Annotated in this window: 15 protein-coding genes; 6 read left to right on the forward strand and 9 right to left on the reverse strand. The window is 73.1% G+C overall.

Annotation, left to right across the window (positions count from 1 at the left end; genetic code table 11):
- Window positions 1–305: 305 nt before the first annotated feature.
- Window positions 306–1,262 (forward strand): glycoside hydrolase family 6 protein, encoded by a 957-nt coding sequence (locus tag AB5J73_RS43675; protein WP_370965291.1) that lies wholly within the window; start codon window positions 306–308, stop codon window positions 1,260–1,262.
- A gap of 4 nt (window positions 1,263–1,266) precedes the next feature.
- Here AB5J73_RS43675 and AB5J73_RS43680 read toward each other — a convergent pair whose 3' ends face one another.
- A complete protein-coding gene (locus tag AB5J73_RS43680; protein ID WP_370965293.1) occupies window positions 1,267–2,613 on the reverse strand; it encodes a tannase/feruloyl esterase family alpha/beta hydrolase in 1,347 nt (448 codons plus the stop codon).
- A 174-nt stretch (window positions 2,614–2,787) separates the two neighbouring features.
- On the opposite strand from AB5J73_RS43680, the gene AB5J73_RS43685 reads away from it, so the two are divergent.
- Window positions 2,788–3,990, forward strand: coding sequence for a PHB depolymerase family esterase (locus AB5J73_RS43685; protein ID WP_370965295.1), 1,203 nt, complete (start codon window positions 2,788–2,790; stop codon window positions 3,988–3,990).
- On the opposite strand, the gene AB5J73_RS43690 is transcribed toward AB5J73_RS43685, so the two are convergent.
- The 6 genes from AB5J73_RS43690 to AB5J73_RS43715 form a co-directional block, all read right to left on the reverse strand.
- Window positions 3,987–6,170: a TOMM precursor leader peptide-binding protein gene (locus AB5J73_RS43690; RefSeq protein ID WP_370965297.1), complete on the reverse strand. Its 2,184-nt coding sequence runs from the start codon at window positions 6,168–6,170 to the stop codon at window positions 3,987–3,989. The genes AB5J73_RS43685 and AB5J73_RS43690 overlap by 4 nt on opposite strands.
- Entirely contained in the window at window positions 6,167–6,337 is a 171-nt protein-coding gene (locus AB5J73_RS43695; RefSeq protein ID WP_370965299.1) for a hypothetical protein, read from the reverse strand. Before AB5J73_RS43695 ends, AB5J73_RS43690 begins: the two co-directional genes overlap by 4 nt.
- A 110-nt stretch (window positions 6,338–6,447) precedes the next feature.
- Window positions 6,448–8,319, reverse strand: a complete 1,872-nt coding sequence (locus tag AB5J73_RS43700; RefSeq protein ID WP_370965301.1) for a helix-turn-helix domain-containing protein — start codon at window positions 8,317–8,319, stop codon at window positions 6,448–6,450.
- Between the two features lies 1 nt (window position 8,320).
- Window positions 8,321–9,649, reverse strand: coding sequence for an MFS transporter (locus AB5J73_RS43705; protein WP_370965303.1), 1,329 nt, complete (start codon window positions 9,647–9,649; stop codon window positions 8,321–8,323).
- A 33-nt stretch (window positions 9,650–9,682) separates the two neighbouring features.
- On the reverse strand, window positions 9,683–10,432 hold the full coding sequence (locus AB5J73_RS43710; protein WP_370965305.1) for a 3-hydroxybutyrate dehydrogenase: 750 nt from the start codon (window positions 10,430–10,432) through the stop codon (window positions 9,683–9,685).
- 90 nt (window positions 10,433–10,522) lie between these two features.
- Window positions 10,523–10,909 carry a VOC family protein gene (locus AB5J73_RS43715; protein WP_370965307.1) on the reverse strand — a complete coding sequence of 129 codons (387 nt, stop codon included), beginning with the start codon at window positions 10,907–10,909 and terminating at the stop codon, window positions 10,523–10,525.
- A gap of 85 nt (window positions 10,910–10,994) precedes the next feature.
- Here AB5J73_RS43715 and AB5J73_RS43720 point away from each other — a divergent pair, with 85 nt between their 5' ends.
- From AB5J73_RS43720 to AB5J73_RS43730, 3 genes are all read left to right on the forward strand, one after another.
- Complete coding sequence (locus AB5J73_RS43720) at window positions 10,995–11,933, forward strand: helix-turn-helix transcriptional regulator (RefSeq protein ID WP_370965309.1); 939 nt, start codon at window positions 10,995–10,997, stop codon at window positions 11,931–11,933.
- A gap of 264 nt (window positions 11,934–12,197) precedes the next feature.
- Window positions 12,198–14,264 carry an AMP-binding protein gene (locus AB5J73_RS43725; RefSeq protein WP_370965311.1) on the forward strand — a complete coding sequence of 689 codons (2,067 nt, stop codon included), beginning with the start codon at window positions 12,198–12,200 and terminating at the stop codon, window positions 14,262–14,264.
- Entirely contained in the window at window positions 14,264–14,527 is a 264-nt protein-coding gene (locus AB5J73_RS43730) for a hypothetical protein (protein WP_370965313.1), read from the forward strand. Before AB5J73_RS43725 ends, AB5J73_RS43730 begins: the two co-directional genes overlap by 1 nt.
- Here AB5J73_RS43730 and AB5J73_RS43735 read toward each other — a convergent pair.
- Both AB5J73_RS43735 and AB5J73_RS43740 read right to left on the reverse strand, forming a co-directional pair.
- Window positions 14,512–15,111, reverse strand: coding sequence for a GyrI-like domain-containing protein (locus tag AB5J73_RS43735; protein WP_370965315.1), 600 nt, complete (start codon window positions 15,109–15,111; stop codon window positions 14,512–14,514). The genes AB5J73_RS43730 and AB5J73_RS43735 overlap by 16 nt on opposite strands.
- Entirely contained in the window at window positions 15,111–15,620 is a 510-nt protein-coding gene (locus AB5J73_RS43740) for a PadR family transcriptional regulator (protein WP_370965317.1), read from the reverse strand. The genes AB5J73_RS43735 and AB5J73_RS43740 overlap by 1 nt, the downstream gene beginning before the upstream one ends.
- Window positions 15,621–15,734: 114 nt before the next feature.
- Between AB5J73_RS43740 and AB5J73_RS43745 the strand changes: the two genes are divergently transcribed.
- A complete protein-coding gene (locus AB5J73_RS43745) occupies window positions 15,735–17,042 on the forward strand; it encodes an SWIM zinc finger family protein (protein ID WP_370973500.1) in 1,308 nt (435 codons plus the stop codon).
- Window positions 17,043–17,512 lie beyond the last annotated feature (470 nt).

Raw genomic sequence — 17,512 nt, forward strand, 5'->3', positions numbered from 1 at the left:
AGGTGGCCCCGGCGACGGGTAGCAGCATGGCGTTCACTTCCGGATGGACGGTTCTTCCGAAGCATGGCCGGCACCTGGCTATTCGACGTGAACGGATTTCGCGGACCCCGGGACACATCATGAACGAGGGGGCGACGCTGCCGCAAGCGGCCGGACGGGGTGGTCCGTCCGGCGGCGTAACCGCAGGTCAGAACCGGTTTCGGGGTAGCCGGAGAGAGCCCCTCACCCAGTAGTACGGACGCACGGGGCAACCGGTTCAGTTTTGTTTGTACGGCCCGTGTACACCCGCTCGGCAAACTCGCGGAATGCGCATTTCGACCTGGCTCGTGGCCGCCGCGCTCGCGCTCACCGGCCTCGCCCCCGCGTCCCCGGCCGTCGCCGCCGACGGCAACCCCCTCGAGAAGACGAACGGCTTCTATGTCGACCCGGACTCCAACCCGGCGGTGTGGGTCCGCGACCACCCGGCCGACAGCCTCGCGGGCCCGATCCGGACGTCGATCGCGACCAAGCCCGGCGCCCGCTGGTTCGGCAACTGGAGCGGCGACATCCGCGCCGCGGTCGACAGCTACACCTACGCCGCCGACGTCGCCGACAAGCTGCCGGTCCTGGTCGCCTACAACATCCCCGGCCGCGACTGCGGCGGCGAGTCGACCGGCGGCGCGGGCAGCCCGCAGGCCTACCGCGACTGGATCTCGGCGTTCGCCGACGGCATCGGCGGCAAGCCGGCGATCGTCGTCCTCGAGCCGGACGCGCTCGCCCAGCTCGACTGCCTGACCGGCACCGCCCGCACCGACCGCGTCGACCTGCTGAAGTACGCCGCGACCCAGTTCGCCCAGAAGGCGCCCAACACCTGGGCGTACCTGGACGGCGGCAACGCCACCTGGATCCCGGCGGCCACGATGGCCTCGCGGCTGAAGCAGGTGGGCGTCCAGTCGATCCACGGCTTCGTGCTCAACGTGTCGAACTTCTACACGACGGCCGAGTCGACCACCTACGGCAAGGCGGTCGGCTCGGCCCTCGGCTACGCGGCCCCGTTCGTGATCGACTCCAGCCGCAACGGCAACGGCCACGGCACCGACTCCGAGTGGTGCAACCCCCCGAAGCGCAAGCTGGGCGCGACGTCCCAGCTCGGCGGCGGCCCGGAGATGCAGCTGTGGATCAAGGTCCCCGGCGACTCCGACGGCAGCTGCGGCTACGGCACGGGCGTCCCGGCGGGCACGTTCAGCCCGGCACTGGCCAACCACCTGATCAAGGGCGACTGACCGGTCAACCCAGGTCGCACGAGGTCGCCAGCTCCGCCGGGGTCGCTCCGGCGGGGCGGGCGATCGTCGCCGACGCCGGTGGGCGCACCCCGTGCAGCCAGCCCGTCAGCGCGTCGAACGCCGTGCGGAAGCACGGGCCCAGCGGCCGCAGGCGGTCCGGGTACTGGTCCACCAGTCCGTCGACGTGGTTGCCGCCCTCGACGCGGTAGTAGCGGTGCAGTGCGCCGCGGCCCGACGACGTGATCATCCGGTCGTAGACGTCGGAGTCGCGGGTGATCGGCAGCAGCGTGTCCAGCGTGCCGTGCAGCGTCAGCAGCGGCTTGCCGATCCGGCCCGTCAGCGAGATCCGCTCCACCGCCCGTGCCACCGAAGCGGGCCGGGCCGAGTAAGCGTAGTCCGCGTCGCACGACGGCGTTCCCGAGGCGCAGAACGGGGTTCCGGCGGCCAGCGGGCCGTCGAACGCCGGGTCGACCTCCTCGCGGTAGATCCGCTGGGTGAGGTCCCAGTAGACGCGGTAGTGGTAGTCCCACAGGAACTCCGACCCCGGCGCGAACCCGGCGTCCAAAATGGACTGGTGTGCCGCCGCCGAACCCGCCGCGTACGCCGGGTAAGCCCGGAGCGCCGGCGGCAGGAACGTGAACAGGTTCGGTCCATCGGCGCGCCACAGCGTTCCCTCCCAGTCGACGCCGCCGTCGTAGAGCCACGGCCGGTTCTCCAGCTGCCACCGCACCAGGTACCCGCCGTTGGACAGCCCGGCGGCGAGGGTCCGCGCGGGCGGGCGCCCGTAGTGGCGGGTCAGCGCGCCCTTCGCGGCCAGCGTCAGCTGCGTGACCCGCGTGTTCCACTCGGCCAGCGCGTCGCCCGGCCGGACGCCGTCGGCGTAGAACGCCGCGCCGGTGTTGCCCTTGTCGGTCGAGGCGAAGGCGTAGCCCTCGGCCAGTGCCTGGTCGCCGATCGCGCGGTCGTTGGCGTACTGGCGGCGCACGCCGGGCGCGCCGGTGACGACGAGGCCGCCGTTCCAGCGGTCGGGCAGCCGCAGCACGAACTGGGAGTCGTGGTTCCAGCCGTTGTTCGCGTTCGACGTCGAGGAGTCCGGGAAGTACCCGTCGACCTGGACGCCGGGGACGCGGCCCGGCACCGGCAGTCCCGCCGACGTCAGCCCGGCCCAGTCGGCCTCGACGGTGTGGCCCGACGCGAGCGTGCCCGTCGTCGTCAGGTCGTCGAGGCACCCGGCGACGGACTTCTCCGCGCCCGGCACGTCCACCCGGCAGTGCCCGGCCGAAGCCGACGCCGGCGCGGGCAGCGCCGCCGCGAGCGCACCCGCCAGTACCCAGGTCAGCCAACCCCGCACGGTCCACCTCCGGTCTCGTCGATGGGACAGAACTCAAGCGCGTGCGCGGCCGGAGAGCCATCCCGCCGGTCACCATGAATCCGCCTGCCGATGTGGTGGACGGCCACATGGCCTGAACCGCGGAGCCGTCTTAGCGTCGCTGGAAACCCTCTCAACGACGAGAAGGACTTCACCATGCGCAAGCTCGCCTTCGCCGGACTGGCCGCGATCGCCGCCGCCGCACTCACCACGACCGGGCTGGCCTCGGCCGCCGATCCGCCCGCCGCGTCCCTGGTCCAGGTGTCGGACTTCGGCACCAACCCGGGCGCGCTGGCGATGTACACCTACACCCCCGCCGGGCTCGAGACCGGCCGCCCGGTCGTCGTGGCCCTGCACGGGTGCACGCAGAGCGCCGCGGACTACTACGCCCACTCGGGCTGGCCCGCGCTGGCCGACCGGTGGCGGTTCGAGGTGGTGTTCCCGCAGACGTCGACCGCGAACAACTCGCTGAAGTGCTTCACCTGGTTCGACCCCAACGACGACACTCGGGGCAAGGGCGAGGCGGCGTCGGTGAAGTCCATGGTGGACAAGGCGGTCGCCGACCACGGCTCGGACACCTCGCGCGTGTTCGTCACGGGGCTGTCGGCGGGCGGCGCGATGGCCGCGGACCTGCTCGCCGCGTACCCGGACGTCTTCGCCGGCGGCGGGATCAACGCCGGGATCCCCGCGCAGTGCGCCACGAGCATCACGCAGGCGTCGGGCTGCCAGCAGAACAACCAGAACCTGAGCCCGGCGCAGTGGGCCGCGAAGGTCACGGCGCAGAACCCCGGCTACGGCGGGCCGTGGCCGCGCGTGGCGATCTGGCAGGGCACCGGCGACTACACCGTCTACCCGGTCAACGGCACCGAGCTGCGCGACCAGTGGACCGCGGTGCACGGCGTCTCCCAGACGCCGACGAGCACCCAGTCCCTGCCCGGCGGCACGACGCTGACGAACTACGCCGACAAGGTGCAGCTGTACTCCATCGCGGGCATGGGCCACGGCACCGCCGTCGACCCGGGCACCGGCACGACGCAGTGCGGCAGCACCGGCGCGTACTTCCTCGCCGGGATCTGCTCCAGCTACTACACCGGCGTGTTCTGGGGGCTGGACAAGGGATCCGGGTCCACGACGACGGCCGCGCCGCCGACCACCACCACGACGAGCGCCCCGCCGTCGGGGACGTGCGTGAGCGCCAGCAACTACGCCCACACGCAGGCGGGCCGCGCGCACCAGAGCGGCGGCCAGACGTACGCGAACGGCTCGAACCAGGCCATGGGGCTGTGGAACACCTTCACGACGCACGCGCTGAAGGAGACGTCACCCGGCTACTGGGTCATCGCCGACGGCCAGTGCTAGAGGAAGATCCGCATCGGGTTGAGGTCGTCGTAGCCGTGCGGCTCGGTCAGCCGGCCGAGCCGCACGGGCACGTCGTAGAGGCGGCCCGGTGCGAACCGCCCCCAGAAGCCCCGCAGGCCGGGCACGATCACCTTGACCACGGGCAGGCCGATGTCGGGCCGCGTCTGGTCGAGCACGAACACCTCGAGCCCGGCGTCCTCCAGCCGTCGCCGCACCAGGTTCACGTCCGCGAGCAGGTCGGGCGAGGAGGCGTCGGGTCTGAGCACCGGGCGCCCCGGGGCGGGCAGCAGGTACGGCTCGGTGGCCACGGTCGCGTCGCGCAGCCACCGCACCGCGTCCGGGTCGTCGCCGCCGTCCCAGCCGTCGAGGACCGCGGGCATCATCTGGTTCAGCTCGGTCAACGCGCGCCGCAGCGCGACGGCCGGGTCGAGGTGCGCGCCGAACCCGAGCATGATCGCCTCGCGGGGCCCGCCGACGTGCCGGGAGACCGCGGCCAGCGCGGGCACCCCGAGGTCGGAAGTGACGTCGAGGACCCAGAGTTCGCGCCCCAGCCCGGCGTACACCTCGCACAGCTCGGCGATCCAGGGGTCGCCGGACGCGGCCAGGTCGACCGCCGGCTGCCGGGTGCGGTTGTACCACCACAGCGCGACGGCGTCGCGTTCCACGACCTCCAGCATCCCTTGCAGCACCGCGTCTTCCAGGGTGCCGCCCGCGGCGTTGCCGTTGGAGTCGGCGAGCACGGACGGCGGCCCGGGCGCGTCGAAGTACAGCAGGGCGGTCGGGAACAGCCGGTGCTCGCCGCGGGTCAGCGACCACACCGGCGTCCAGTCCAGCACTTCGTCGTCGTCGAACGGCTCGCCGACGAACTGGAACGGCCCGTGCCGCGCGTTGAGCCGAGCCCGGTCGGCGAACTGCCGTTCGTGGAACAACTGGCACGTGTCGGGGTGCACGGCCTTGTCGCCCAGCGAACGGAAGCTGGCGCGCACCCGTTCCTCGTCGCCGTCGTAGTGCCCGCTGTGCCGTTCGAGGGCTTCGCACAGCGCGCCGACCTCGGCCTGGATCGGGGTGACGCCCTTGCCGCCGTTCTCACTCCGCAACGCCGTGCGCAGCCGCTCGGCACCACGCCGGCCCAGCGCGGTGTTCGGCCCGGAGCGGAAGGACGCGAACAAGGCCGGGCCCCGCGTGTCGCGGCGCAGTTCCTTCACGACACCGGTCAGCGGGCTGACCAGGTGCCGGTACTCCTCGAGCACCTGCTCCGGCGGCAGCGCGCGGTGCCCGCCGCCGTCGGTGCGGGACTTCGGCCGGGACGCCGGCACCACGGGACGGCGCGTCCGGTCGCGCACCAGGTCCGGGTTCCCGCACGACGCGCATTGTGGCCGGGCGCGGACTTCGTGCCGTTCGCCGGTCAGGTCCCGGCTGTCGAACGTCCACAGTGCCCGCTGGCCCGGGTACCGCTGCCCGGCCAGCCACTTGACCGCTTCGAGGGCGACCAGGTTGAGCGCGACGGCGGTCAGCGGGGCGAGGGCGACCGGCGGGCGCGGCACGGGACCGGGCAAGCCGAGCGCGTCCCGCACGTGGGCTTCGGCGGGCCGGTTGCCCCACAGCCGGGCGGCCAGGCAGTGCCAGCACGGGCCGTCGCCGGGGGTGAAGAACGGGCCGAGCCACACCCGCGCCCCGAGTGGCTTGGCGAGCAGCCACGGCCGCCCGGTCCGGCGGTGCTCCGCGTCCACATCGGACAGATGATCGGCGAGGTAGTCATCGCACAGCACGAGGGAGAGGTCCGCGTCTTCGGCCACGGTGAGCCCGGCCGCGCGCAGGACGTCCGTCGTGGCGGGATCCGCGCCGAGCACCGCGACCCGGCCGCGTCCGGCTTCGCCGTCCACGGCGTCCCAATACGCCGATTCGGCGTCGGATACCCCGGGCCGCAGGCCGATCAGCCCGGCTTCGGCGAGCCGCGTCAGCACCGCGGCGGCCTCGTCGGCGGGGATGCCGGCGGGAAGTTCCCGGCGCAGGGCCGCGAAGTCCCTGGTGCCGTCGAGCAACGGGACCAGGGACTCCAGGTGCGGCCCGCGCAGGGCTGTCGCGCCTTCTTCGGAGAGCACGTACACCGCATCGCCGGGCACCACTGCGGTACCGAGGTGCCGCTTGAACCCGACGACCGGCGGTACGGGTTCGGTCACCTACAGGGGCTGACCGATGGGCGAACCGGGTCCGCCACCCAGGTGTAGCACAGCCGCGCCGGGGACCCGGTGGACCGGCTGCCGTCGAGCCGGTCGATCGCCAGCCCGGCCGGTTCCGCCGGGACGACGTCGAACGCCGCCGCGAGCGCGCTTTCGAATTCCTTCACGAGAACCCCCATCGTCTCGGTATCCGTCGCCTTCCACGGTGCCCGGTGGCGGCGCGTCCCGCTAGGGCCGCCCGGCGCAATCGGCTCTGGTGGCAGCACGCTGGGAGAAATCACCGCGTGCCGAGGCGGTGCAGGCGCAGGGCCAGCTGGATCTCCAGCGCGCGGTCCGGCGCCTGCCAGTCCTCGCCCAGCAGCGACGCCACCCGCTCCAGCCGCTGCACCACGGTGTTCACGTGGACGTGCAGGACGTCCTTCGTGCGCGCGAGCTGGGCCCCGTTCGCGAAGTACGCCCGCAGCGTCGCGACGAGCTCGGTGCCGCGGCGCTCGTCGTAGTCCAGGACCGGGCCGAGCGTCTGCCGGACGAACGCGTCGAGGTCCGCGCGGTCGCCGAGCAGCTGGCCGAGGAACCCGAGCCCGGCCATCGCCGCGCCTTCGCCGGTCCGGCCGAGCGCGAGCAGGGCGCGGACGCAGCGGGCCGCTTCGGCGTGGGCGTCGGCGATCGCCGACGGGCCGCCCGCCGGGCCGGCCGCGCCCACCGTGACCGGACGGCCGGTCACCGCGCCGAGGTCGGCGGCCACCCGCCGGGCCAGTTCGTCCGGGTCGCCCTCGCCGAGCAGCACGACCTCCTCCGCGTGCACGCCGACCAGCGTCGCGTGCCGGGCGGCCGCGCTCGCCACCCGCCGCCGCGAGCCGCCGTCGGCGTGCGCGACCAGCACCGCGTGCGGCGCCGACAGGTCGATGCCCAGCCGGCGGCCGCGGGCCAGCAGCGCTCGCGGGTTGCGGTCGGGCGCGGTCAGCAGGTCGGTGAGCAGCTCGCCGCGGACCTCGTCCTCGGCCCGCACCACCGACCGCCGGAGCATCAGCAGCAGCGCCGTCACGACGCCGGCGCGTTCGAACAGCCGCCGGTCGGGGTCGGTGAGCCCGGCGCGGCCGGTCAGCACGAGGCTGCCGAGCAGCTCGGGCCCGGCCTGCACCGCGCACACCCAGCAGTCCTTCGTGGACACCGCGCGGCCGGCGGCGCGGGCCGCGGCGAGCGCGCCCGGGTCCAGCGCGACCGGGGCCGCCGAACTGGCCAGGAGCGTGCCGTCGGCGTCGTACACCGTGAGGTCGCCGTGCAGCACGCCGGCGACGGCCGCGGCGACGTCCGGCAGGTCACCACCGCGCAGCACCAGGTCGGTGAGCCGGTCGTGGGCGTCCTCGGCGCGTTCCATCGCCTCGTTCTGCGCCCGGATCGTCGCGTTGGCCTCGTTGAGCTCGGCGACCGCACGGCGCGTCTGGTCGAGGAGGTTCGCGCTGTCCAGCGCGATGGCCGCGTGGTCGGCCAGCGACGACAGCAGGGCCACTTCGTCCGCGGTGAACTCCCGCGCGGCGCGGTCGGAGGCGAAGAGCACGCCGAGCACCTTGGGGCCGATCGCGAGCGGGACGCCGAGGATCGCGGTCAGGCCTTCGTCCTTGACGCCGGAGTCGATGTGCCGGGTGTGCTTGAAGCGGTCGTCGTTGAAGTAGTCCGAAGTCGCGTACGGGCGGGCGGTCTGCGCGACCAGCCCGCCGAGGCCCTCCCCCATGCCGAGCACGATCTGCTGGAACTCCGCCGACACCGACCCGTCGCTGACCCGGACGTAGGTCTTGTTCTCCGTCTCGCGGTTCAGCGACAGGTAGGAGACGTCGACGCCGAGCAGCGCCCGGGCGCGGCGGACGATCGAGCGCAGCACGGTGTCCGGATCGGACAGCGCGGCGAGCTCGCTCGCGGTGGCGAACAACGCGCCGACCTGGGCTTCGCGCCGCCGGTGCTCCTCCAGCGTCTCGCGGATCCGCAGCGCCAGCTCGCCCGCGCTGGCCAGTGCGGCCAGGTCGCCCGCGCCGAGGGTGCCTTCGGCGCGGGCGGCCACGACGACGTGCGCCAGCTGCTCGGTGCTCGCCCCGGAGGCGAGGAGGTCGAGCAGCCGGCGCAACGCGTCGGAAGGTGCGGTCACGGCGGTCATGCTAGGGCGAAACGGTCTCCTGTTCCGCCTGAACGCCGTCGTCGTGCAGCGACCGGCCGCGGGTCTCGCGGGACGCCAGCAGCGCGATCACGGTGAGCAGGCACATCGCCGCGACGTACAGCGACACCGGCACGGTGCTGCCCCAGGCCGAGAACAGCGCCACGGCGATCAGCGGCGCGACGGCCCCGGCGGCGATCGAGGACAGCTGACCGCCGACCGACAGCCCGGTGTAGCGGACGCGGGTCGGGAACTGCTCGGCGAAGAAGGCCGCCTGCGGCCCGTACATCGCGCCGTGCAGCACCAGCCCGACGGTGGTGGCCAGGACGATCACCGCCGACGACTTCGTGTCCAGCAGCGCGAAGAACGCAAAGCCCCACACGGCCATCCCGATCGCGCCGAACAGGTAGACCGGGCGGCGGCCGACGCGGTCGGACAGCGCGCCCCAGACCGGGATGGTCACGAAGTGCACGGCCGAGCCGATCAGGACCGCGGTCAGGCCCACGCCCTTCGGCAGGTGCAGCCCGGTCGTGACGTACACCAGGATGAACGCGGTGATCACGTAGTACGACACGTTCTCGGCCATCCGGGCGCCGATGGTGACCAGCACTTCGCGCCAGTTGTGGCGGAAGACGTCGACGACGGGGACGTGCTTCTCCTCGCGCGCCTCGGCCTGCCGCTGGGCGGCGAGGAACACCGGCGACTCGGAGACGGCCAGCCGGATCCACAGCCCGATCAGCAGCAGCACCGCGGAGAGCAGGAACGGGATCCGCCAGCCCCAGGACAGGAAGGCCGCGTCGGACTGCGTCGCGGACAGGATCGCCAGCACCGCCGTGGCCAGCAGGTTGCCGCCCGGGGCGCCGCACTGCGGCCAGCTCGCCCAGAACCCGCGGCGGCGGTCGTCGCCGTGCTCGGAGACGATCAGGACCGCGCCACCCCATTCCCCGCCGAGCGCGAAGCCCTGGACGAGGCGGAGCAGTGTCAGCAGCAAGGGAGCCACGACACCCGCCGACGCGTACGTCGGCAGCACGCCCATGAGCGCCGTCGAACCACCCATCAGCGACAGGCTGACGATGAGCAGCTTCTTCCGCCCGAGCCGGTCGCCGAAGTGCCCGAACACCAGGCCGCCGATCGGGCGGGCGAGGAACCCGACCGCGTAGGTCAGGAACGCCAGCAGCGTGCCGGTGAGCGGGTCCGCCGTCGGGAAGAACAGCTTGTTGAACACCAGCGCGGCGGCCGAGGTGTAGAGGAAGAAGTCGTACCACTCGATGGTGGTGCCGATCAGGCTCGCGCCGACGATCTTGGCGATCGCCGACCGGTGGGGTTGGCTCACTGCGGGCTCCGCTTCCTTGTGGTTTGGCGGGATCTAGGCGGCGGTCCAGCCGCCGTCGAGCGGGATGGACGCCCCGGTGATGTGGCCGGCGCGCGGGGAGCACAGCCACACCACCAGGGAAGCGACGTCGTCGGGTTCGATGAGCTTCTTGATCGCGGCGCGCTTGAGGAGGACCTCGGCGACGACGTCCTCGCGCGGGATGTCGTGCTCGGCGGCCTGCGCGTCGATCTGGCCGTCGACCAGCGGGGTGCGGACGTACCCGGGGTTCACGCAGTTGCTGGTGACCCCGTGCTCGGCCCCTTCGAGGGCGGCGACCTTGGAAAGTCCTTCGAGCCCGTGCTTGGCGGCGACGTACGCGGCCTTGTAGGCGGAGGCGCGCAGCCCGTGGACGCTCGACATGTTGACGATCCGGCCCCAGCCCCGGGCGTACATCGAGGGCAGCGCGTGCCGGATGAGCAGGAAGGGCGCGGTGACCATCAGCGCCTGGATGCGCGCGAAGACGTCCGGGGGGAAGTCCTCGATCGGCGCGACGTGCTGGATGCCGGCGTTGTTCACGAGGATGTCGACCTCGGCGGGCAGCGCGCCGATGGCCGCGGGGTCGGTCAGGTCGGCGGCGTGCGCCCAGCCCCCGACTTCGGTGGCGGCGGCTTCGGCGCGTTCGGCGTCCACGTCGACGACGTGCACCTTGGCCCCGGCCGCCGCGAGAGCGCGGACGCAGGCGAGGCCGATGCCCCCGGCCCCGCCGGTCACGAGGGCGGTGCGCCCGTCCAGATCGCTGGTCATGGACGGGAACGGTAAGCGTGACCCGCGTCGCGGGCCATGTGTGCGGCGGCTACAAGTCGCGAAGATCCCGTGGTGCCGCCGCACACCTTCTCAGCGCGTCAGCATCGCCACGTAGTGCGCGTTGGTCATCACGCCGAGGACGTTGCCGAACGGGTCGACGACCGACGCCGTCACGAACCCCGGCCCGCGCTCGGTGATCGGCTCGTACTCCTTCGCGCCCAGCTCGTGGAGGCGGGCGACGGTCGCCTCGAGGTCGTCGACGTGCCAGTAGACGATCTCGCCACTCGCCCCGCCCATGCTCGCCGGGACGTACTTCCGGTCGATCAGCCCGAGTTCGTGCTGGTGGTCGCCGATGCGGAACTCGGCGTACCCGGGCCGCTGGAAGTACGGCTCGATGCCGAGGAACTCCGCGTACCACTCCTTCGCGGCCTCGTGGTCGTCGGCGAAGTACGAAACGGTGGCCATTCCTCGCAGCATGACTGCTCCTCTCAAGCGGTGGTGGAGCCATCATGCGGGGTAAAAGTGTGCAGGGAGTGAGCACTTTTCCTGCGACACTTCTCCCATGCGCGCCGACCGACTCGTGGCCACCCTCCTGCTGATGCAGACCCGCGGCCGCGTCACCGCGGGCGAGCTGGCCGAAGAGCTGGAGATCTCCGTGGCCACCGCCCGCCGCGACCTCGAAGCCCTCTCGGCCGCCGGGGTGCCGGTCTACCCGCAGCCCGGCCGCGGCGGCGGGTGGCAGCTCGTCGGCGGGGCGCGCACCGACCTCTCCGGCTTGAGCGCCCGCGAAGCGCAGGCGCTGTTCCTCCTGGCCGGCCCGGCCGCGGCCGCCGCGCCGGAGGTCAAGTCGGCGCTGCGCAAGCTCATGGGCGCGCTGCCCGGCACGTTCCGGGCGGACGCCGAAGCGGCGGCGGACGCGGTCGTCGTCGACCGGACCGGCTGGGGCGAGCGCCCGAAGGACCGGCCGCCGATGGTCGAGCTGCTGCGGGACGCCGTCATCGCCCGCCGCCGCCTCCGCTTGACCTACGCCGGCCGCGAGCGGTCGGACCGGCTGGTCGACCCGTGGGGCCTGGTCGACAAGGACGACGTCTGGTACCTGGTCGCGGGCACGGCCGAGGGCCGCCGGACGTTCCGCGTCGACCGGATCGCCGCCGCCACCGCCACCGGGGAGACGGCGGACCGGCCGACGGACCTGGAGCCGGCGAAGGTGTGGGAGGAGGTCGTCGAGGAGGTCGAGAAGCGCCGTTCGCCGCTGGCCGCGGACGTGGTGCTGGCCCGGCGCCACCTCGGCGTCATGCGGGACCGGTTCGGGCGGCACTGCGAGCTCGTCGCCGAGCTGCCGGGTGACCGCGTTCGGGTGCGGGTCGCGGCCCCCGCGCCGATCATGATCGCGCAGGAGCTGGCGGGCTGGGGTGCGCTCGTCGACGTCGAAGGCCCGGAGTCGGTGCGGGCCGAGCTGGCCCGCCTGGGCGCGGAGCTGGTTGCCCGTTATGCCCGGTAATCCCGGACGGCCCCGAACACGGGCCGTATCAGGCCTGCTCACGCCATCGGCGGCCCCGGCGGCTCGCCGGTGAACGCCGTTTGCCCGCTATGCTCGGTGAACGCCGTTAATCGGTCTACTGTGGACATTAGGAAGACCTACTACGAGTGTCCGTTACTCACCGGTATCTGGCCGTTCGGAGTATCCGTGATCACCCGTTTGCTGTTACTGTGACGCCTCCGTGACCTGAACGTGTGTTCGGTGACACTTCGGTGAGGGCAGACGATGCGTGACGATGTGGTCGAGGCGAGTGCCGTGGTCGGGCACACGCCGGACGTGGTGTGGCAGATCGTCGGATCGCCGGAGTGGTACGCGCGGTTCGTCCCGGAGATCAGCTGGTGCGAGGTCCAGGAACCGGCCTCGCGCGGCCGCGGGCCGAAGGGCGTGATCCGGATCGTCCCGGAACGCGGGCCGATGCTGGAGGCCCAGGTGCAGGCCGTCGTGTACCGGCCGGGCGAGCACGTGGTGTGGTGCGGCGTCCCGGACGAGGGCACGTGGGTCTCCCTGGAGCTGAGACCCCTGGCGGGCGGCAAGACCGAGCTGTTCGTCCGGATGATGCTGCCGCCGGCGTACCTGGACCTGGTCTCGTCGATCAAGAAGGACGTCCGCGCGCTGGCCCGGCGGCTCGACCTGCACCTGGCCGGGCAGTACGACCCCGACGCCGACCGCGACGGCAACAAGGCGACCAAGCTGCGCACCACGAGCGTGCTGCTGCGCGCCGGCGTGCTCAGCCCGGCCCGGCCGGACAAGCTGGCCCGCCAGCTCCAATCCCTCGCGCAGTGGGGCGCCACCGTCGCGGGCGGCTACCAGGCCGCCGCGGGCCGCGTCCCCGACGAACCGGCACTGCACGACGAGCGCAACCTCCGCACCTTCCGCCAGGTCCAGGAGCGCAGCAACCGGCTCGCCAACGCGCTGAGCGAGCTCGGCGTCGCCGAACGCGACCGGATCGCGCTGATGTGCCGCAACCACTCCGCGATGGTCGAGTCGTTCGTCGCGGCCAGCAAGCTCGGCGCCGACGTCGTCCTGCTGAACACCGGCCTGTCCGCGGCTTCGGTCAAGGACGTGCTCGCCGAGCACAAGCCGTCCGCCGTGCTGGCCGACGACGAGTTCGCGCAGACCATCGCGAACGTCCCCGGCGACTTCGCCCGGATCAGCACCTGGCCGGACGCCGACGCCGGCTACCCGACCGTCGACGAGCTGATCCACGCCGCGCCCGCCGACCCGCCGAAGCCGGTCGAGCGGCCGGGCCGGCTGGTCGTGCTCACCTCCGGCACCACCGGGACGCCGAAGGGTGCCCGCCGTCCCACGCCGAAGGGACTGGGGTCCGCCGCGGCGATCCTCGACCGCATCCCGCTGCGCGCCTCGGACCGGATCCTCGTCGCGGCGCCGTTGTTCCACAGCTGGGGCCTCGCCGCGATGCAGCTCGGCATGGCGCTGCGGGCGTCGCTGGCGCTGACCCGCAAGTTCGACGCCGAAGAGACGCTGCGGACGATCGCCGAGCAGAAGTGCGACGCGCTGTTCGTCGTGCCGATCATGCTGCAGCGGATCATGGACCTGCCCGAACGCGTCCGCGCGCGCTACGACCTGTCGTCGCTGCGGATCGTGGCGAGCAGCGGCTCGGCGATGTCCGGCGCGTTCGTGACGTCGTTCATGGACACCTTCGGCGACGTCCTCTACAACTTCTACGGCTCGACCGAGGTGTCCTGGGCGAGCATCGCCGACCCCGCCGACCTGCGCGCGGCCCCGACCACGGCCGGCCGCTGCCTGCTCGGCACCCGCCTGGCCATCCTCGACGAGGACCGCAAGCCGGTGCCACCGGGCGGCGAGGGCCAGATCTTCGTCGGCAACGACATGCTCTTCGACGGCTACACCAACGGCACCGACCCGGCGCGCGCGGCGGACTTGATGGCCACCGGCGACGTCGGCTACCTCGACGCGGCGGGCCGCCTGTTCGTCACCGGCCGGGCCGACGAAATGATCGTGTCCGGTGGCGAGAACGTCTTCCCGCGCCCGGTCGAGGAGGCACTGGTCGCGCTGCCCGGCGTCCACGACGCGGCGGTGGTCGGGGTGGCGGACGCGGAGTGGGGCCAGCGCCTGGCGGCGTACGTCGTGCCGCGGCGCGGCGCTTCCCTGCACGCCGAGGACATCCGGGCGTACATCCACCAGCGGCTGGCGCGGTTCGCCGTGCCGCGGGACGTCTACTTCGTGCCGGACCTCCCCCGCAACGCGACGGGCAAGATCCTCAAGCGCCTCCTGCACGACGACACCTGGCCGGCGACCTCCGAGTACTGATGCCCGAGCACACGCCCGACGGCCGGTACATCGTGGTGAACGGCCGCCGCTGGCGCGCGACGGACCCGGAGATCCCGGCCGACGTCCGCGACCGGCTGCAGAAGCACCTGATGGCGGCCCGGCGCGTCCAGGACCGCGAGCGCACCCAGCTCGCGAAGGTGGCGCTGGGCGAGCGCGGCGAACCGTGGTGGGAGCAGACTTCCGCGCAGCGGCGGGAGCGCTGGGAGCGGGGACTCGCCGCGCTGGATCAGCCCACCGGCTGACGCAGCACGGTCTTGAGCTTCTCGGGCGCCACCCGGCGCGGATCGCCGAGGTAGACCTCGTGGTGCAACCCGGTCGGCCGCAATCCCCGCCGCTCGAGGAATTCGCCGTGCAGCTGCGCCAGCAACGGGCCCTCGTCGTCGTACGAACCGACGTGCAGCGCCTGCGCGCAACGACCCTCGTGCAGCTTCTCGAACCGGACCGGCGCGTCGATCTTCTTCTTGCGCCGCACGGTTTCCCGGGCCTCCTCCACGGCGTCCTCGCCGATCCACGGCGGCTGCGCGATCAGCATCGTCCACTGCCAGGTGTCCTTGGCCCGCACGGTGAAGGCCGCGTAGTCGTCCGCCCACCACAGGCCTTCCAGCGGGCCGACCACGAAGTCCTGACCGGCGCGCTTCGCCGTCATCTTGATCGTGTACGCGAAGGCGTACAGCGCTTCGACGGCTGTCTTGTAGCTCTCGGCCGCGTTCGGGTTGCCGCGGCCGTCGATCGCGAGGAACCGCTGCTCCGGCACGTCGAGCAGCGCCCAGCCGGTGTTCTTGGGCGCGTAGAGCTGCTTCAGCTCTTTCTTGAGGTCGTACGGCATCAGGACATCCCCTCCAGCCACGCGGCTTCCGCTTCGAGCTGCGCGATCGAGTAGTCGAAGATCGCCCGGACGAACGGCGGCGCGTCCGGCTGGGCCGCGGCGGCGCGCCGGACCTCGGCCAGCCGCTCCCCGACCGCTTCGGCCCGCCGGGCCAGCGCCGCGGCGACCCGGCCGGGCGCCACGACCGGGCTGTTCGCCAGGCCGACGAGCAGCGGCGGGTGCACCGGGCGCAGTTCGGCGATGGCGGCTTCCGCCGCGGCCGCGCACGCTTTCCGGCCCGCGTCCGTCGCCGTGTAGGTCTTCTTCGCCTTGGCGTGCGCGCGGTCCTGCTCGACCTCGGCGACCAGGCCGCGGTCGCGGAGTTTGCCGAGCACGTAGTAGATCGAGCTGAAGCCGAGCGCCGTCCACTCGCGCATGCCGCGTTCGGACACGACTTCGTCGAGTTCGTAGCCGTGCCTCGGCCGCTCAACCACCAGGCCGAGCACCGTCAGTTCCGCGTCGGTGAGCACGGGCTTATTCTAGTACTGGAATAGGCCCGTTCGTCAACGCTTCCGGAAATTGTCGGTGGGTGCTGGCATGCTTCAGCGAGTACCGGAAAGCGAGGGAGCACAGTGGGGGGACAGGTGGTGACGGCGGTGCCGTGGACCGCGGAGCGCGTGACCGGGCTGGCGCCGGATCCCGCGTCGGAGAAGGCGGGCCGGGCGCTCGCGGCGCCGGCGAAGTGGTCCGGCGCGGGCGCGTCCGAAGACGCCGTGTGGGGCTTCTGCCAGGGCAGTGGCAAGAAGCCGTACCAGACGTGCGTCGAGCTCGCCGAGCCCGCGTTCCGGTGTTCCTGTCCCAGCCGGAAGTTCCCGTGCAAGCACGCGCTGGGACTGCTGCTGCTGTGGGCGGCCGGGCGGATCGACGCCGGACCCGCGCCGGAGTGGGTGCACACGTGGCTGGCCGAACGCGCCGACCGCGCCCGTCGGGCGGAGAAGCGCGCGGAGGCGGCCGGGCCGAAGGACGAAGAGGCCGCTGCTCGCCGCGCGGGGGAACGTGCCGCGCGCGTCGAAGGTGGTGTGGCCGAGCTGAAGGTCTGGCTGACCGACCGGATCGGCGCCGGGTTCGCGGGTTTCGACCGCAACGGCGGCGAAGAGCTGCGCACGGTCGCGGCCCGGATGGTCGACGCACAGGCGTCCGGGCTGGCGGGCGGCCTGCGCCGGGCGGCCGCCACCGTCGGCCGCCGCGACTGGCCGGAGGCGCTGCTCTCCGAGCTGTCACTGCTGTACTTGCTGGCGGACGCGGCCGGCCGGCTGGATTCGCTGCCGCCGCCCCTGGCGGAGACCGTCCGGACCCGGCTCGGCTTCTCGGTGGAGACGGCCCGGGTCCTGGAGACCGGCGAGCGCGTGTCGGACGAATGGCTGATCACCGGCGCGGCCGACGAGGAGAACGACCGGCTGCTCACCCGCCGCACGTGGCTGCGCGGCCGCGGCACGGGCCGGGACGCGCTGGTGCTGTCGTTCGCGCCACCGGGCCGCCCACTGGACGCGTCGCTGCCACCGGGTCACCTGCTCACGGCGGAGCTGGCGTTCTACCCGGGCGCGGCGCCACTGCGGGCCCTGGTGGTGGAGCGCGGCATCCCGCTCGCGGCCCCGGCCGCCGAGGGCGGTTCCATTTCGGACGCGCTGGCGGCGTACGCGGAGGCCATGGCCGCCGACCCCTGGCTGGAACGCTGGCCGGTCCTCCTGTCGGCGGTCACCCCGGCCGAACACCCGGGCGGCTGGTGCCTGTCCGAAAAGGACGGAACAGCACTCCCCCTGGTCCCGTACGCGTTCCCGTGGCCCCTGCTGGCGATGTCAGCGGGCCGGCCACTGACGGTGGCGGGCGAGTGGAGCCAAGCCGGCCTGCGCCCGTTGACGTGCTGGCACGAAGACCGGGCGGTGCGGCTGTGAACCTGTCCCGGACCCACGGCACGCTCGCCCTCTCCGCCCGGCCGGCCGCCGAGCTTCTCCCTGCAACCGGCGCCCGCCACCGCACCCTCGACCCCGCCAGCCGACAACCGGCCACCCAGCCACCCGGCCACCCCCCTCCGACCGGCGCCCACCACCACACCCTCGACCCCGCCAGCCGACAACCGGCCACCCAGCCACCCGGCCACCCCCCTCCGACCGGCGCCCACCGCCACACCCTCGACCCCGCCAGCCGACGACCGGCCACCCGGCCACCCGGCCACCCCCGTCCGACCGGCGCCCACCACCACACCCTCGACCCCGCCAGCCGACGACCGGCCACCCGGCCACCCACCAACCACCTCCCTGCAACCGGCGCCCCGAACCCGACCGGCACCTCCTCCTCGGCACGCGCCGCAGCCCCGACCTCGCCGGCCCACCACCTCTCTCCGACCGGCCGCACCCGGACCCAC

Source organism: Amycolatopsis sp. cg9, from assembly GCF_041346945.1.
GTDB lineage: Bacteria > Actinomycetota > Actinomycetes > Mycobacteriales > Pseudonocardiaceae > Amycolatopsis.

What these genes read in the sequence shown, in the direction of transcription:
- AB5J73_RS43700 (WP_370965301.1), bottom strand. Translation starts at nt 8,319, where the DNA reads ATGACCGCCGTGACCGCACCTTCCGACGCGTTGCGCCGGCTGCTCGAC.
- AB5J73_RS43675 (WP_370965291.1), top strand. Translation starts at nt 306, where the DNA reads ATGCGCATTTCGACCTGGCTCGTGGCCGCCGCGCTCGCGCTCACCGGC.
- AB5J73_RS43730 (WP_370965313.1), top strand. Translation starts at nt 14,264, where the DNA reads ATGCCCGAGCACACGCCCGACGGCCGGTACATCGTGGTGAACGGCCGC.
- AB5J73_RS43725 (WP_370965311.1), top strand. Translation starts at nt 12,198, where the DNA reads ATGCGTGACGATGTGGTCGAGGCGAGTGCCGTGGTCGGGCACACGCCG.
- AB5J73_RS43715 (WP_370965307.1), bottom strand. Translation starts at nt 10,909, where the DNA reads ATGCTGCGAGGAATGGCCACCGTTTCGTACTTCGCCGACGACCACGAG.
- AB5J73_RS43710 (WP_370965305.1), bottom strand. Translation starts at nt 10,432, where the DNA reads ATGACCAGCGATCTGGACGGGCGCACCGCCCTCGTGACCGGCGGGGCC.
- AB5J73_RS43735 (WP_370965315.1), bottom strand. Translation starts at nt 15,111, where the DNA reads ATGCCGTACGACCTCAAGAAAGAGCTGAAGCAGCTCTACGCGCCCAAG.
- AB5J73_RS43720 (WP_370965309.1), top strand. Translation starts at nt 10,995, where the DNA reads ATGCGCGCCGACCGACTCGTGGCCACCCTCCTGCTGATGCAGACCCGC.
- AB5J73_RS43685 (WP_370965295.1), top strand. Translation starts at nt 2,788, where the DNA reads ATGCGCAAGCTCGCCTTCGCCGGACTGGCCGCGATCGCCGCCGCCGCA.